Source organism: Chryseobacterium oryzae, assembly GCF_022811665.1.
GTDB classification, from domain to species: domain Bacteria; phylum Bacteroidota; class Bacteroidia; order Flavobacteriales; family Weeksellaceae; genus Chryseobacterium; species Chryseobacterium oryzae.
This window is the reverse complement of the sequence record NZ_CP094529.1, coordinates 2,359,388-2,375,777: the sequence shown is the minus strand read 5'-3', so window position 1 is coordinate 2,375,777 and position 16,390 is coordinate 2,359,388. Positions and strand designations below refer to the sequence as shown.

The following is a 16,390-nucleotide window of genomic DNA, read 5'->3' as shown; positions in this document are numbered from 1 at the left end:
AGTAGCAATAAAATTTAATTGTGATTTAAAATGAAAAAAATTATAGTAAGTATTGTTGCTCTTTTAGGAATTTTCAATGCAAAAGCACAGGAGAATACAGGCAATACACAACCGAAAAAACTAACGCTGGATGAAGCCAATTTGGTTTCAAGTTATTATAAGCAAGACGGGAATAATTCTGCGGTAACGGGAGGAACGGGTTCTGAAAAGCTCAACGACATCTCGAATGCTATCGATGTTACTCTGGTAAAATATGATAAAAAAGACAGGAAAAATAAGTTTGGTTTCAGTGTCGGGATAGACCATTACACGTCGGCTTCTTCGGATATGATTGATTTGAAAGCCAATTCTTCCGCTTCTCACGCAGATACTAGAATCTATCCTGCACTAAGCTGGAGCCGTGAAAACGAAAACAAAGGAACAACACTTTTGGCGGGAGTTTCGGCTTCTACAGAATATGATTATCAGTCTTATAGCGCTAATATTGGTTTTGCGAAAAAAACACCAAACAAAATGGGAGAATTTACCGCAAAATTCCAAGCCTATTTTGACCAAGTGAAGTTGATTGCTCCCATCGAGCTCAGAACTGCCCAAAATGAAGGAACGAGTGGAAGAAATACCTATGCTCTGTCTTTGGCGTATTCACAGATTATCAATCAGAATTTCCAGATGGAATTTCTTACCGATGCCGTTCAACAGACGGGTTATTTAAGTTTGCCATTTCACAGGGTATATTTTAATGATAATTCGGTTCATCAGGAAACATTGCCTGATAAAAGGTTTAAACTTCCGGTTGGTGTGAGAGCGAATTATTTTCTTGGAGATAAAGTGATTTTGAGAGCGTATTACAGGTATTACACCGACGATTGGGGATTGAAATCGAACACTGTGAGTCTGGAAACGCCTTTTAAAATTTCGCCTTTTGTTTCTGTGACACCTTTTTACAGGTATTATTCGCAAACTGCAGCGAAATATTTTTTACCTTACCAACAACATATGGCTTTCGACGATTATTATACGAGCAATTATGATTTGTCTAAATTCAACAGTAATTTTTACGGTGCAGGAATTAGATTTAATCCTAAAAATGGTCTGTTTGGCGTAGAAAGATTAAATATGCTGGAAATCAGATACGGACATTACACGAAATCTGTCGGGATGACTTCTGATATTATTTCGTTAAATTTTAGATTCAAATAGATTGTAATACTTGACTTGTTGAATGTTATTTGACAAGTCATTTTTTTTTAAAACAACAACCTATGCATCATCAATTAGAAAAACATTATGTTAATAGAGTAGGATGGCTTCGTGCAGCGGTTTTAGGAGCGAATGACGGTTTGTTGTCTACCACAAGTATTGTTATTGGAGTTGCGGCAGCTTCTCCGGATAGAAATACGATAATCCTTGCAGCGTTAGCCGGAATGATTGCCGGTGCAATGTCGATGGCCGCAGGAGAATATGTATCAGTAAGTTCGCAGGAAGATACAGAAAAAGCAGATTTGCTAAGAGAAAAACGTGAGCTTGAAGAAATGCCTGAAATAGAATTAAGAGAGCTTGCAAAAATCTACGAAAGGAGAGGTGTAAGCAAAGAAACTGCCTTGCAAGTGGCGACCGAACTTACGAATCACGATGCTTTGGCAGCTCACGCTCACGATGAATTGGGAATTAATGAAATCACACAGGCAAAACCTTTGCAGGCTGCGTTCGCATCATTTGCTTCATTTGGTTTGGGAGCATTGCTTCCCTTTGCCGTCTCGCTTTTGGCACCGCTTAAACAAATGGTCTATTTCCAGTATGGATTTTCCATTATGTTTTTAATGATCTTAGGAGCGATTTCAGCAAGGACCGGTGGTTCAAAAATCGGAATTGCCGTTCTGAGAATCTGTTTCTGGGGAACTGTTGCCATGGGAATTACTGCTTTGATAGGACATCTTTTTGGAGTTTCTGTGGCATAGGAATTATTAAATAAAAAAATAAAGACTGTAGTTTTTAATTACAGTCTTTGTCGATTTAAGATTTTAATGAGGCAATATTTCTTTAAAATAACCGTACACCCAAGTTCCGAAAATGGCACTAGCCAAAGTAATGATAACCGCCAAAGCTCCGGTTCCGATCTGTGCAAAAAGTGGTCCGGGACAAGCGCCAGTAATCGCCCAGCCAAAACCGAAAATCAATCCACCATAGATTTGGCCTTTATTGAATGTCTTGGGCGGATTTTGATGCGTTCATATATTCAATTAACATAAAATACTCTCACCAAAAATTGTAGGTGTAAAACATCTTTATTAATATTGTGTTCATATGTCCATGAAAAAACTTTTTAGAACGTTTGGTTTTCCCAAGGTTGGTACCGTTTTATTTTTGTTGCTGATGATTTTGCATGGTTGCAAGGATGCTTCAACAAAATCGGATAAAATAAATATCGGCTTCTCGCAAGGGTTGGGCAATCATCCTTGGCGGCAGGCTATGAACCACGCAATGGAGATTCAGGCATCACTGCATTCTGAAGTGCATCTGAGCATTAGCAAAGCGGAAGGTTCTGTCAAAAAACAGATTCAGGATATTCAAAAAATGATTGACAGCAGGGTAGATGTTATCATTATTTCGCCGATTGACCCCAATTCTCTGATTCCAGTAGTAGAAAAAGCCTTTGCAAAAAAGATTCCTGTGATTTTGGTGGATAGGAAAATCAATTCTGATAGATACGCCACTTATATCGGAGCAGATAATATAGAAATTGGGAAAGAAGCAGCGCAATATATTCTTTCTGACTCTAAAAATCTGAAAAAAATCATCGAAATAAAAGGCGATGACAATTCGTCCCCAACGATTGAAAGGAGTTTGGGTTTCGAGCAAATCATCAAAAATAATCCTAATACAGAGCTGATAAAAACCGTCCGAGGTCTTCCGGCAGAGGCTTTCAGGAAAACGCTGGATTCACTCGGAAATCAAAGCTTATATGTTTTTGCTTTCAATGACCAACTCGCTACACAAGCATGGCAAATAGCGAGAAACGCCGGTGTGGAAAATCAAATCAAATTTATCGGTGTGGATGGTCTGAACACCAAAGACGGTGGAATTCAGATGGTTCTTGACGGTAAATTGAATGCCACTTTACTTTATCCTACCGGCGGAACGGAAGCCATTGAAACTGCCATTAAAATCTACCACGGGCAAATTCCACCGAAACGTATCAAGCTCAGTACAACCATTATCGACAGGCTGAATGCTGAGATTATGCGCAACCAGTTCGATAAAATCATCGAACAGCAGGGAGTGATCGAAAATCAGGTGAATGCCGTGAAAAAGCAGACCGAACTCTATTCTTCCCAAAGAGAATTGTTCCGATGGTCAGTTGTACTTCTAATTCTGATGTTTTGCCTGATTGCCTATGCTATTTACCTGATTTATACCATTAAAATTAAAAATAAACAGCTTACTCTCACCAACGAACGTGTGACGATTCAAAGGAATCAGATTGAAACCATTGCCAACGAACTCAAGGAAAGTAATGAAGCAAGAGTAAACTTTTTTACCGGCTTATCCCACGAATTCAAAACACCAATAACCCTCATCCTGAGTTCATTAGAATCATTGAAAGATACTTTTAAAAGCAAGGGTACAAAACCGTCTTATGAGCTGGAACTGATTAATAAAAATTCAAACCGTTTGCTAAGGTTGGTAGATAATCTTTTGGATTTCAGGAAAATAGAAAATAAAACCTTCAATTTAAGGGTTTCCAAAACCAATATTTACGATTTCACTTATGGCATTTTCAGGGATTTTGAAAACGAAGCCAAAAAAAGGAATATTAAGTTTGAAATCCATTCCACAAACAAAAATCTAGAACTGTATATTGACAGAAACCTGATGGATAAAGTATATTTTAACCTTTTGTCAAACGCATTTAAATTCACGCCGGACAATGGAAAAATTGAAATTACAATTCAGGAAAAAGGAAATCAGGTGGTTATCAGCTTCAAAGACAACGGTATAGGAATCCCAGAAAAAGAAATCAGCAACGTTTTCGAACCCTATTTTAAAGGTTCCAACAACCGCAAAAACAGTTCAGGAATTGGACTTCATCTTAGTCGTCAGTTTGTGGAGCTTCATCGCGGGAAAATCGAGGTGAGTTCTTTTCAAGGAACGGAATTTATCATCAGCCTTTACAAAGGAAACAAGCATTTCAATGAAGATCAGATGATAAAAGAACCGAGTGTTATGGATGCGGAAACGTTAGCAAAAGAAGATGTTTTTGGCATGGTGGAAGAAGGAAGTTTTATGCAAATCCAGGAAAATCCAGGTGATCGGTATTCTTTGCTTTTGGTGGAAGATAATTCGGATTTGTCGTTTTTCCTCAGCAATAAGCTACAGACGGAATTTGATGTGATGGTTTCCGATGGTACGGATGCGATTGATAAAGCGCTAAGCGAAATTCCTGACATCATTGTGTGCGATGTGAATCTTCCTGAAAAAAACGGATTTGAAATTTGCGAAATTCTGAAAAATGACCTCAGAACATCTCATATTCCGGTCATTCTTCTTACGGCTTTGGACAATAAGGAATCTTATCTTCATGGACTGAAATCCGGGGTTGACCTATATCTTACGAAGCCATTCAGCTATCCGATCCTGACACAGTCTCTGTGTTCGTTGCTTTACAACCGAGAAAAACTACGTTATTATTACACCAACAACATCGGAAGAATTGTGGACAGCAAATCCTTCGGAAGTATGGAGCAGACGTTTGTGAACAAATTGAATCAGATCATCAAAACCAATATCGACAATCCCGATTTTTCAGTGGAAAATCTTGCAGATTTACTGAATATTTCAAGAATTCAGCTTTACAGAAAAATAAAAGCAATGTTTGACGTGAATGTAAGCGACTACATCAACAATATCCGTCTGGAACAGGCGAAATCGATGCTACAAAATCCAGGATTGACGATTTCCGAAATTGCTTATAAAACCGGCTTTTCTTCCCCGAATTATTTCTCCACAGTTTTCAAAAATAAGTTTGGGGTTTCTCCAAACGTGTTTAGGAAGAGTGGTGGTGAGGAATAATAATTAATCCGTATATATTTTTTTCCTTTCTTTTCCGAATAAAGAGTAGCAGTATCTGTGCGAACTAGATATCGTTCTCGGTACTAATATGACATCGTTGTTCAGGTGAACAATGATGCATTGCTTGCCCGAAGTATTCATCTTATAAAAACCAAAGCCGTAGTTTCCAAAAACCCGACCTCAAATTTCGGTCAATCTTCCCACACTAACATTCGTTCATACTTCTAAAAATCCTCATAATCCACGTAACATTTTTATAGAATGATGTTACATTTTTGAAACATCATTATCATATTTTGAAATTACATCAATTTTAAAATTTTGATTTTCAGTTAATTAAAATAAGTTAACAAATAATTAACCTTGACGAAATATTTTGTTACATAATTAGACCTTCGCATTCCTGTCCTAGGATATATTAGCCACAAACAAAGTAATATTTTTCAATAGGTGAAATCGCTATGGTTTGTAAACGCAAACATCAATAAAGAATGAGCGACTCCATTTGATCAATAAAAAATAATAAATATTTATATATGAATAAAATTTTGATGTGGTCTGTCACTGCAGCTTTGGCAGGATTTCTTTTCGGGTTTGATGTTGTGGTGATTTCCGGAGCCGACAAAAAACTACAGGTGCTTTGGCAGAGTTCAGACGCATTCCACGGTGCGGTAGTAATGGGAATGGCATTGTGGGGAACCGTTATCGGCGCCATCTTTGGCGGAATCCCGACCAACAAATTCGGGCGTAAAAAAACACTTTTGGCAATCGGTGTCTTATATGCACTTTCAGCAATCGGAACAGCGCTTTCCAATGATCCTTATATCTTCGCATTTTTCAGATTTATGGGAGGCTTAGGCGTTGGGGCATCCACCATTGCAGCTCCGGCTTATATTTCCGAAATCGCTCCTGCAAAAGACCGAGGAAGATTGGTTTCCTTGTATCAGTTCAATATTGTGCTGGGGATTTTGGTTGCCTTTTTATCCAATTATCTACTCAGCGGAATCGGAGATAACGACTGGAGATGGATGCTTGGTGTTCAGGCAATTCCGGCAACTATCTACACCTTATGTGTGCTTATAATTCAGGAAAGTCCAAGATGGCTCGTTTCCAAAGGCAGAATAAACGAAGCCCAAAATGTAGTTAAAACCGTAAATCCGGATCAGGATTCTGACCTACTAATTTCTCAGATGGAAGAAGATCATGCCGAAGCACCAAAGGAAAATATCTTTATGAAAAAATATCGTTTTCCGTTAATGCTCGCTTTCCTTGTCGCATTTTTCAACCAGATGTCGGGAATCAATGCATTCTTATATTATGCACCGAGAATTTTTGGCGAGGCTGGATTGGGCGAGAAAACCGCATTGCTCAGCAGTATCGGAATCGGGATTGTGAATATGGTTTTCACTTTGGTTGGTGTTAATCTTATCGACAAGGTGGGCAGAAGAACTCTGATGTACATTGGTTCCATCGGTTATATCATTTCATTGGGACTCGTTTCTATGGCGTTTTATTTCCATTGGTCGGGCTTAGCGATTCCTGTATTTTTATTCCTGTTTATCGCTTCTCACGCCATCGGACAGGGAACGGTGATCTGGGTTTTTATCTCCGAAATCTTTCCGAACCACCTCCGCGCTTCAGGACAGGCATTCGGAAGTTCTACGCACTGGGTTTTAGCAGCGATTATTCCTTCATTAATACCTACATTATTTTCAACTATAGGGGCAGGAACCGTGTTTCTGGTCTTCACAATCGCAATGGTATTCCAGCTATTATTTGTGATTTTTATGATGCCGGAAACCAAAGGCGTATCACTGGAAAAATTAAGCAAAACACTTACAAAAGAGTAAACCCTTCAAAAATCTTCGAGAAAAAATAATCCAATGAAAAAAATAATATCAAGTTTAATTGTCGCTTCTGTCTTTTTTTCGAATCTCAACGCTCAGTTGCATTCGAAGAAGGAAGAACAGCTTTACCGTCCCAATTTTCACTTCACGCCAAAAAAAGGCTGGATGAATGACCCAAACGGACTCTATTATAAAGACGGCGTTTACAATCTTTTTTTCCAGTATTATCCCGACGGAAACAAATGGGGACCAATGCATTGGGGACACGCAACCAGCAAAGACCTAGTAAAATGGGAAGAACAGCCGATTGCGCTTTATCCGGATGATTTGGGATACATCTTTTCAGGAAGTGCAGTCGTAGATAAAAATAATACGTCCGGTTTTGGAGATGCCAAAAATAATCCTGTAGTTGCAATTTATACCTATCACAATCCTAACCGTGAAAAAGACGGCAATATTGACGTAGAATCTCAGGGAATTGCATATTCTCTTGACAACAGCAAGACCTGGACAAAATATAGTTCAAACCCTGTCCTCAAAAATCCCGGAATCCGTGATTTTCGTGATCCTAAAGTGATTTGGGATGCCAAGAGAAAACAATGGGCAATGGCTTTGGCAGCGCAGGACAGAGCGCATTTCTACACCTCAAAAAATCTTAAAGACTGGACTTTTCAATCGGAATTTGGGAAAGATTTGGGCGGTCACGGAGGTGTTTGGGAATGTCCTGATTTATTTCCTTTAAAAGTTGAAGGTTCTAAGGAAGAAAAATGGGTTCTGATTGTAAATATCAATCTGGGTGGTCCGAATAACGGTTCTGCAGGACAATATTTTGTTGGAGATTTTGATGGCAAAACTTTTAAAATTGATGAGCATTTTACGAAACAGCTTCAGCGGGAAAAAGCTGTGTGGCTGGATTGGGGAAAAGACAATTATGCAAGTGTTTCCTTTGACAATGTTCCGCAGGATAAGAGAATCATCATCGGCTGGATGAGCAATTGGGAATACGCACAGGAAGTTCCGACCGAGTTTTGGCGAAGCAGTATGACGGTTGCAAGGGAAGTTTCACTTAAAAAAACAAAAGATGGCTATGTTCTCAAAAATGTTCCTGTTGACCAGCTTAAAAAATATCAGGGAAAGCCAATCAATAAAAAAATAAGTTTAAAATCCGAGAATCAATTGCTTGCCAAATCTGACATCAATTTAGCAAAAGCAGTCATCGACTTAGATTTAAAAAAGATGAGTGCAGGAAAATACACTTTTGCGCTGAAAAATACTTTGGGAGAAGAGGTTCTTTTCGGGATTGATAACAAAGCTAAAGAGCTGTTCATAGACCGCTCAAAATCTGGAAAAACAGATTTCGGAAAAAACTACGCAACGCCAATGACCAAAGCACCTATGAACGAAATTTATGTGAACGCAAAAATGAAACTGGTTATTGATAAAACTTCCATAGAAATCTTTTTCAACGACGGCGAAAAAGTTCTGACGGAAATCTTCTTTCCGAACGAAAATTTCTCCGAACTGACTTTATCAACGGATACTCTGGGAAGTTCTTTAGATTTCAGTGCTTATCAGCTTAACATCAAATAAAAACTCTATCATATGAAGAAATATAAAATGGCAATCGCCCTTTGTCTGCTTCCGTTTTCCTACATTTTTGCGCAGGAAATTGTGAAGGGCAAAGTGGTTTCTCCGAACCAAAAACCTCTTAGTGGCGTTACTGTAACGGTTTCAGAAACCGGTGTGAGTACAACCACAGATAATAATGGTGCATTCGAAATCAATGATTTACAGAAAGGAAATACGCTGGTTTTTACTTATCCCGATTATTCTACTCAGGAAGTGGTTGTGGATGAGAAAACGGTTCTCAACATTACTTTGGCAAATGATAAAATCAAGAATATTGATGAAGTGGTTGTGACTGGCTACACAAAACAGAAAAAAGCCGACATCACAGGCGCTGTTTCCATTGTTGAGATGAAAGATTTGAATAAGCAGGCTGAACCGAATCCCATTAAATCTTTACAAGGTAGAGTTGCTGGTGTGAATATCTCGACAGACGGTTCGCCATCTGGCGGGAATACCAAAGTCCTTATCCGTGGAGTCGGAACTTTGAACAATACAGACCCACTGTACGTAATAGACGGCATTCCAACAAAAGCCGGAATGCACGAGCTGAATTCAGGAGATATAGAATCGATGCAGGTTTTGAAAGACGCCTCATCAGCAAGTATTTACGGCTCTAGAGCGGCGAACGGAGTGATTATCATTACCACCAAAAAAGGAAAAAAGGGTAAGACAAGAATCGACCTGAATTATTATACAGCCTTTTCACAATATGCCAAAAAAACAGAAGTTCTAAACGCAAAACAGTTCGGGCAGGTGCTTTGGCAGGCGAATATCAACGATGGTCTGAATCCGAATCTAAATAATCTAAGCTACAACTTCGACTGGGGCGTTCAGAATGGTGTTCCAACCTTGTACAACAGCTTCGTTCCCGAATATCTGGATGCATCGAAAACCATCAAATCTGCTAATACCAACTGGTACGATGAGGTTTCCCAGACCGGCGTTGCCAACTCTTTGGACGTAGCGGCCTCAAGTTCATCAGACAAGGGTTCATATTACTTCTCAATGGGCTATTATGACAATGACGGCATCGTGAAGCTGACCAATTTCAAAAGATTATCTGCGCGTGTGAATACTTCCTATAATTTTTTTGATGGTAAATTAAAAATCGGGGAAAATTTCACCTATACCAAAACCAATGAACTGATGGACCCGGGCGTTTTAGACCCTGCTTTGAGAGCCTTGCCGATTATCCCTGTTCGGACGGTGGACGGAATCGGGTGGGGTGGTCCGGTTGGCGGAATGAATGACCGTCAGAATCCTGTCCGTCTTTTGGAATACAATAAAGACAATGGTTACCGCTACCAAAGGTTTTTCGGAAATGTTTATGCGGAATTACAACCGGTGAAAAACCTGACTTTGAAATCCAGTTTCGGGATCGATTTTTCCAACTATTATAAAAGAATGTTGCAGAGAAGTTATGTTTCCGGATATCTTCAAAACAAAACTAATGCGGTAAATATCGACCAGTCCGATACTGAAAAATGGACGTGGACCAACACGGCGCAATACACCGCAAAAGCAGGAAAACACCACTTTGATTTGTTGGGCGGAATGGAAATGTACAAAGATATATTTAACAATACCTGGCTCAGAAAAGAAGGATTTCTCATAGAGACACCAGAATATATGTATCCTGATGCCGGAACGGGAGATGCCTTCAACGGTGGAAGTTCTACTTACTACAGTTTGTTGTCCTACTTCGGGAAGTTTTCCTATGATTATGATAATCGATATTTATTTTCTGCAACGTTACGTTATGACGGGTCTTCAAGATTTGGAAAGAATAATCGTTTCGGAACATTCCCTGCCTTTTCTGCGGGATGGAGAATCAACAAAGAAGATTTTGCAGAAAAAGTGATTCCGTTTTTCTCGGATTTTAGGCTGAGAGCAGGTTGGGGACAGACAGGAAATCAGGAAATCAGCAACTCGGCGGTGTACTCGCTTTACATTGCCAATTATGCAGGCGGAAATCCAACCTGGGCAACTTCTTACGGAACGGCTTACGATATTTCGGGAGTAGGAAGCGGTTTATTGCCTTCGGGTTTCATCGCAACTCAGACTAAAAATGATGATTTGAGATGGGAAACCACCACGCAGACCAATCTCGGTCTGGATTTCGGATTTTTTAACCAAAAACTGACCGGAAGTGTCGATATTTATAAAAAAGACACCAAAGATATTCTCGTGTTGCCACCATATTTAGGCGTGATTGGCGAAGGTGGAGACCGCTGGATAAACGGTGCTTCTATGGAAAACAAAGGAATTGAGGTCGCTTTAGGCTATGCCGATAAAACTTCGGGAGGTTTTGGCTACGAAATTTCAGGGAATTTCTCGATGAACCAAAATGCCATTATCGAATTACCACAATCTGTTATCAACAATTATGGTGGAAACGGCACGACCGATAATATTCTCGGAAAACCTATCAACTCTATGTATGGTTATGTTGCCGATGGACTTTTCAGAACACAGTCCGAAGTTGATAATTCTGCCACACAGCCAGGCAAAGGTTTAGGTAGAATCCGTTATGCTGATTTGAATGGTGATGGCATTATCGATGATAAAGACAGAACGTGGATAGGAAATCCCAATCCGGGATTTATGTACGGTGTCAATCTTAATTTCTCCTACAAAAACTTCGATTTATCAACCTTTTGGCAAGGCATCAGCGATGTGGATGTCATCAATTCCAAAAAATACCAGACCGATTTCTGGAGTGTAGATGATGTGGGTTCCAACAAAGGAACAAGGTTGCTTAATGCGTGGTCGCCACAAAATTCAACTTCTGATATTCCTGCTCTTACAACAGTTGACAGTAATGCGGAATCCAGATTTTCTTCCTATTATGTGGAAAATGGAAGTTATCTGAAGTTGAGAGTTTTACAGTTAGGGTATAGTATTCCTAAAAATGTGTTGGAGCAGTACAAGCTTACCAATTTCAGGATTTACATCAGCGCACAGAATCTTCTGACCATCAAATCCAAAAGCTTCACGGGTATTGATCCGGAAACGCCGGCTTTCGGTTATCCGCTTCCGCTGACGTTCAATTTTGGAGTTAATTTATCACTATAATATTTGAATAAATTCTCGCAGATTATCCAGATGAAACTGATTAAAAAAATCTGCTCGATTTGCGAAATCAGCGAGAGACAAAAAAAAATCAAAAATAATATTAAAACAATGAAAAAATATATACTATTAACAGTTGCCTGCGCATTTCTGTTGGGAACAACTTCCTGCAACGATTTTTTGGACAATGAGCCAAGAGGCGTTCTTTCCGAAGCCGATGTTGTAACGCCGGAAAATGTGGACGGTTTTGTGATCGCAGCTTATGCAGCACTTGGAAACGACCATTACGACACGCCTTTCAGCCTTTGGCCGTACGGAAATGTGCGTTCTGACGATGCTTACAAAGGCGGAAGCGGAACCAATGATATCCAAGCATTTCACTTTTTTGAAATTTCCAACAATATCCGTTCGGACTTTGGTGAATTGGACCGTCTCTGGTATCTGCATTATGTGGGAATTGGAAGATGCAACAAAGCAATTGCAGCGCTTAACCAGCTTTCTGAAGCGCAATATCCGAACAAGAAGAAACGTATTGCCGAGATGAAATTCGTGAGAGGACATTTTTATTTTATGCTGGAAATCCTCTTCAAATATGTGCCTTACGTGGATGAAAATACACCAATTGACGATTATCCGAAAATCTCCAACCGTGCGAAAACCGACCAGCAATTGTGGGATGCCATTGCTTCCAATTTTGAAGATGCTGCCGCCGATTTGCCGTCAACGCAATCCGAAGTCGGAAGACCAAAGAAAAGTGCGGCTTATGCATATTTGGCAAAAGTGAGATTGTATCAGGCCTATGAGCAGGACGACAATTATACGGTAACCCAAATCAATCCTGCAACGCTTCAGAAATCCATTGATGCGGCTAATCAGGTGATCGGAAATTATACTCTTGAATCAGATTTCGGGTACAATTTTCTTCCGGGAGCACACGAAAATGGTCCGGAATCGGTTTTCTCCATTCAATATTCCGATAATGACGGAACGCTTTTCGGAAGGCTTAATTACGGTGATGTGCTTTCTCTCCCACAAGGTTTGGGCTGTTGTGATTTCCACAAACCAAGCCAGAATCTGGTGAATGCTTTCAAGACAACGCCACAAGGTCTGCCAATGTTCGATACGTATAATGACACGGATTTGAATTACAATCAGCTCAATAATTACAAAGTAGATCCGAGACTTTACCACACGGTTGCTTTGCCGGGATTGCCTTGGAAATACGAGGAAAACAAAATCTATCAGGAAAGCTGGAACAGAAGCCCGGGAACGTATGGTTATTATGCTTCATTAAAGGAAAATGTACCGGTTGGATGTGGCTGTACCGTAAATGTTGACCCGTTTTATGGTAACTCTAAAAATAGAATCATCATCCGCTACTCCGATGTGTTGCTGATGAAAGCCGAAGCTTTAATAGAGCTTGGACAGATCAACGAAGCGTTGCCATTGATTAATCAGGTGAGACAACGTGCAGCGAACAGTACCGTTTTGACAGGAAGTTATACTTCAAACAATCTGATCAGCAAATATGAACCGGGTGTGAACTGTACTTGGAATCAGGATTTTGCAAGAAAAGCCTTGAGATGGGAGCGTAGAATGGAATTTGCAATGGAAGGCAGCCGTTTCTTCGACCTTGTGAGATGGGGAACTGCAGCAGGTACGATGAATACCTATTATTCCGGAGAAAAAACGAAAAGATCTTACTATTCCCAAGCAGGATTTGACCACGGAATTGAAGAATACTGCCCGATTCCATTGGCTCAGATCAATTTCAGCCAGGGATTGTACAAGCAAAATAACGGTTATTAAAACTAAAGATTTATGAAAACAATATTTAATAAACTCCCGGTATATTTCATCTTGCTGGTTTCCGCAATATTGATCTGGTCCTGCGACAACAGTATAGAAGATGGACTGGTAACAAATGTTTCAGTGAATGTATCTTCCTTTAAAGTAAACGGCGTTTCAGGAGACATTGACAATAAAAATGATAAAATCACGGTAACGTTGCCTTACGGAACGAGTGTGAAGGCTTTATCGCCAATAATAGAAATTCCGCAAGGTGCAGTGATTTCCCCGGCTTCGGGAACTGTAATTGATTTTTCGCAGCCTGTCAAATTCAGAGTGAAGAATGGTAATATTTATAAAGATTATCAGGTGACGGTTCAGGCTCAGGTTCCTATTATTAGTTTTAAAATCAACGGATTATCGGCAACTATTAACCATTCCAGCAAGACGATTTCACTCACAATGCCAGAAGGAACGAATCTTACTGCATTGCAGCCTGTGATAGAAATGGCAAATGATGTGAGCATCAATCCTGCATCAGGAACTATGATTAATTTCAGTAGCCCTGTACAATTTACTGTTTCCAATGCGAATCTGACAGAAATTTACACGGCAAAAGTAACCACTCCGGTTTCTGGGCCAACAGTGGCATTCCTCGGAACTGCAGCAACCAGAACAGGTCTTACCAATCCTGATGAAATTGCAGCTTCTGACTGGCTTTTCGGAAAGTTTTCCGGAGCGGTTTATGTTTCAATGGCAGATGTGGCGAGTGGTGCGGCGAATCTGACGGGCATCAATGTGATTTGGTGGCATTTTGACTCGGCTACCGCTTTGCCGGGTGATGCATTGAATGCAAATGTAACTTCCAAAATCAAAACCTATCTGAATGCGGGCGGAAATATCCTGTTAACGTGATTTGCTGCTCAATATGTGGATGCTTTGGGAATTGTGCCTTCGGGAAAAGGCCCGAATAATGTTTTCGGGGATTTCTTACCGAACGGGTTTGTAGATGCGAACAACGATTGGGGAATTTCCTTCAAAGGTAATGAAACGCATCCTGTTTTCGACGGGCTTCAGACCTACGAATCTGGAAAAGCCAATTTTCTTCAGAAAGGAACATTCAGATTGAATCACACCGCGTGGTGGTTCTTGCCGGATTGGGGCGGCTATGTGAACGGTGCTGGATGGAGAACGCAAACAGGAGGAAATAACCTAGCCAGTGAAGCCTGGGACAATACTTTGGACGGACGTGTTGCCGTGGCCGAATTTCCGGGAGGAACTACCAACAAAAAGTGTATCACTATCTCAATGGGTGCTTACGACTGGTACAACGAAACTTCGAACGGAACACCAAGCCAGCCAAACGGATTTTTGGATAACATCAAAAAAATCACGGAGAACAGCCTTAATTATCTTGTAACGAATTAATATCAGAATCAATGACAATCAGAAAAATATATTTAGCCGCTGTGATGGCTTTAGCAACTTATTCTTGCCAGAATCAGGATTCGGTGGCTGATGTGAATCCGGAAGATATTTTCAGACAGACCAACATCTTTCCGCAGCCGCCCAATCAATGGATGGGAACTACTAATCCTTATTACACTGCAGGTTATGTTGGTGATGTAATGCCGTATTACGAAAACGGAAAATTTCATCTTTTCTTCCTGCACGATGCTAAAACTAAACCTGCAGGCGAAGGATTTCACGATATTCACAGCTTTGAGACGACCAATTTTAAGGATTTTACTTATCAAGGGAGACAAATTCCTTACGGAACAGCTTCTGAACCGGATTTTGGTGTGGGAACAGGAAGTCTGGTAAAAGTTGGAAATACGTATTACTACTATTATACAGGGCACAATGCAATTGCTTCGTTTTTAGCGGGTAATCCGAGGGAAAGTGTGCTTTTGGCAACAAGTACGGATATGAAAAACTGGACGAAAGTGAAAAATTTTAAAATCACTGCTCCGGCTGGCTATTATGATTATGAATTCCGAGACCCGCACGTTTTCTTCAATGCTGAAGATGGAAAATACTGGATGCTGGTTTCTGCACAGACTTCTGCTAAAAAAGCGGTTGTTCTTAAATTTACCACAATCAATCCTGCCAGCGGAAATTGGACGCTAGAAAATCCGATTTACACGATAACTTCTTCAGAAAATTACATTATGCTGGAATGTCCCGACCTTTTCAAAATGGGCAATTACTGGTATCTTGTTTTCTCCGAAAACTGGAGTAACAATACCGGAACACATTACAGAATTGGAACTTCACCAAACGGACCGTGGACTACACCTGCGAATGACCGGTTGGATGGCTCTTATCTCTATGCTGCAAAAACCGTTTCGGACAATGCCAACCGTTATCTGGTAGGTTGGACTGCAAGAAAAGTTCCTGAAAGCAACACAGGTGGAAAAGACTGGGCGGGAAATCTCGTAGCACATCAATTAGTTCAGAATCCGGATGGAACGTTGGTGGTGAAACCTGTTTCTACCTTGCAATCTGTATTTGGACAAAATGCTCCGCTTTCCGTAGATAAGATTACAGGAAATGCTTCTCAGAACGGGAATAACTTTAATCTTTCTGCGAATTCTCAGGTAACGTTCGGGAAACTCCAGAAGGCCAATCAGATCAGCTTTACGTTGAATGCTTCTGCGAACGGGAAATCAGGATTGATTTTGGCGCAGGATAATGACGGAAAGAATGGTTTTAAAATTTCATTCGAACCTTCCTCCAACAGAATGGCGAGTTATGTAATGAATGGTGGAAGTGAGGATTTTGCCAATGCTTATCCTTTGTCCGGAATCTCGGGAACCAACTATAATGTAACGGTTTTCATCAGCAATGATGTCTGTGTGGTCTATGTGAATGACAAGCTGGCGTTCAGCAATCGTGTATATGATGTTGTTAACAAAAAATGGAGTATTTTTGGTACTGCAGACAGTTCATTCAGTAATATTAATGTCAAAAATCCTTAATTA

Annotated in this window: 8 protein-coding genes and 2 pseudogenes; 9 read left to right on the top strand and 1 reads right to left on the bottom strand. The window is 40.2% G+C overall.

The window, feature by feature from the left end:
• Positions 1-30 precede the first annotated feature (30 nt).
• Both MTP08_RS10770 and MTP08_RS10765 read left to right on the top strand, forming a co-directional pair.
• Positions 31-1,200 (top strand): DUF3570 domain-containing protein, encoded by a 1,170-nt coding sequence (locus MTP08_RS10770; RefSeq protein ID WP_243575954.1) that lies wholly within the window; start codon positions 31-33, stop codon positions 1,198-1,200.
• Between the two features lie 62 nt (positions 1,201-1,262).
• A complete protein-coding gene (locus MTP08_RS10765; RefSeq protein ID WP_243575953.1) occupies positions 1,263-1,958 on the top strand; it encodes a VIT1/CCC1 transporter family protein in 696 nt (231 codons plus the stop codon).
• A 63-nt stretch (positions 1,959-2,021) separates the two neighbouring features.
• Here the strand turns inward: MTP08_RS10765 and MTP08_RS10760 are convergent.
• Positions 2,022-2,213, bottom strand: a pseudogene (locus MTP08_RS10760) (DUF6691 family protein); the annotation flags it as partial.
• Positions 2,214-2,310: 97 nt separating this feature from the next.
• Here MTP08_RS10760 and MTP08_RS10755 point away from each other — a divergent pair.
• From MTP08_RS10755 to MTP08_RS10725, 7 genes and pseudogenes are all read left to right on the top strand, one after another.
• The gene (locus MTP08_RS10755; protein WP_243575952.1) at positions 2,311-5,070 is read left to right on the top strand and encodes a substrate-binding domain-containing protein; all 2,760 of its coding nucleotides are present in this window, start codon (positions 2,311-2,313) and stop codon (positions 5,068-5,070) included.
• A 536-nt stretch (positions 5,071-5,606) separates the two neighbouring features.
• Positions 5,607-6,920, top strand: a complete 1,314-nt coding sequence (locus MTP08_RS10750) for a sugar porter family MFS transporter (RefSeq protein ID WP_243575951.1) — start codon at positions 5,607-5,609, stop codon at positions 6,918-6,920.
• Between the two features lie 33 nt (positions 6,921-6,953).
• Positions 6,954-8,507 carry a glycoside hydrolase family 32 protein gene (locus tag MTP08_RS10745; protein ID WP_243575950.1) on the top strand — a complete coding sequence of 518 codons (1,554 nt, stop codon included), beginning with the start codon at positions 6,954-6,956 and terminating at the stop codon, positions 8,505-8,507.
• Between the two features lie 12 nt (positions 8,508-8,519).
• Entirely contained in the window at positions 8,520-11,621 is a 3,102-nt protein-coding gene (locus tag MTP08_RS10740) for a SusC/RagA family TonB-linked outer membrane protein (RefSeq protein ID WP_243575949.1), read from the top strand.
• 108 nt (positions 11,622-11,729) lie between these two features.
• Positions 11,730-13,427: a RagB/SusD family nutrient uptake outer membrane protein gene (locus tag MTP08_RS10735; RefSeq protein WP_229048586.1), complete on the top strand. Its 1,698-nt coding sequence runs from the start codon at positions 11,730-11,732 to the stop codon at positions 13,425-13,427.
• Between the two features lie 12 nt (positions 13,428-13,439).
• Positions 13,440-14,834, top strand: a pseudogene (locus MTP08_RS14750) (DUF4960 domain-containing protein).
• Between the two features lie 11 nt (positions 14,835-14,845).
• On the top strand, positions 14,846-16,387 hold the full coding sequence (locus tag MTP08_RS10725; protein ID WP_243575948.1) for a glycoside hydrolase family 32 protein: 1,542 nt from the start codon (positions 14,846-14,848) through the stop codon (positions 16,385-16,387).
• Positions 16,388-16,390 lie beyond the last annotated feature (3 nt).

Excerpts from the sequence above, each read along its gene's own strand:
- MTP08_RS10770 (WP_243575954.1), top strand. The coding sequence starts at position 31 with ATGAAAAAAATTATAGTAAGTATTGTTGCTCTTTTAGGAATTTTCAAT.
- MTP08_RS10765 (WP_243575953.1), top strand. The coding sequence starts at position 1,263 with ATGCATCATCAATTAGAAAAACATTATGTTAATAGAGTAGGATGGCTT.
- MTP08_RS10755 (WP_243575952.1), top strand. The coding sequence starts at position 2,311 with ATGAAAAAACTTTTTAGAACGTTTGGTTTTCCCAAGGTTGGTACCGTT.
- MTP08_RS10750 (WP_243575951.1), top strand. The coding sequence starts at position 5,607 with ATGAATAAAATTTTGATGTGGTCTGTCACTGCAGCTTTGGCAGGATTT.
- MTP08_RS10745 (WP_243575950.1), top strand. The coding sequence starts at position 6,954 with ATGAAAAAAATAATATCAAGTTTAATTGTCGCTTCTGTCTTTTTTTCG.
- MTP08_RS10740 (WP_243575949.1), top strand. The coding sequence starts at position 8,520 with ATGAAGAAATATAAAATGGCAATCGCCCTTTGTCTGCTTCCGTTTTCC.
- MTP08_RS10735 (WP_229048586.1), top strand. The coding sequence starts at position 11,730 with ATGAAAAAATATATACTATTAACAGTTGCCTGCGCATTTCTGTTGGGA.
- MTP08_RS10725 (WP_243575948.1), top strand. The coding sequence starts at position 14,846 with ATGACAATCAGAAAAATATATTTAGCCGCTGTGATGGCTTTAGCAACT.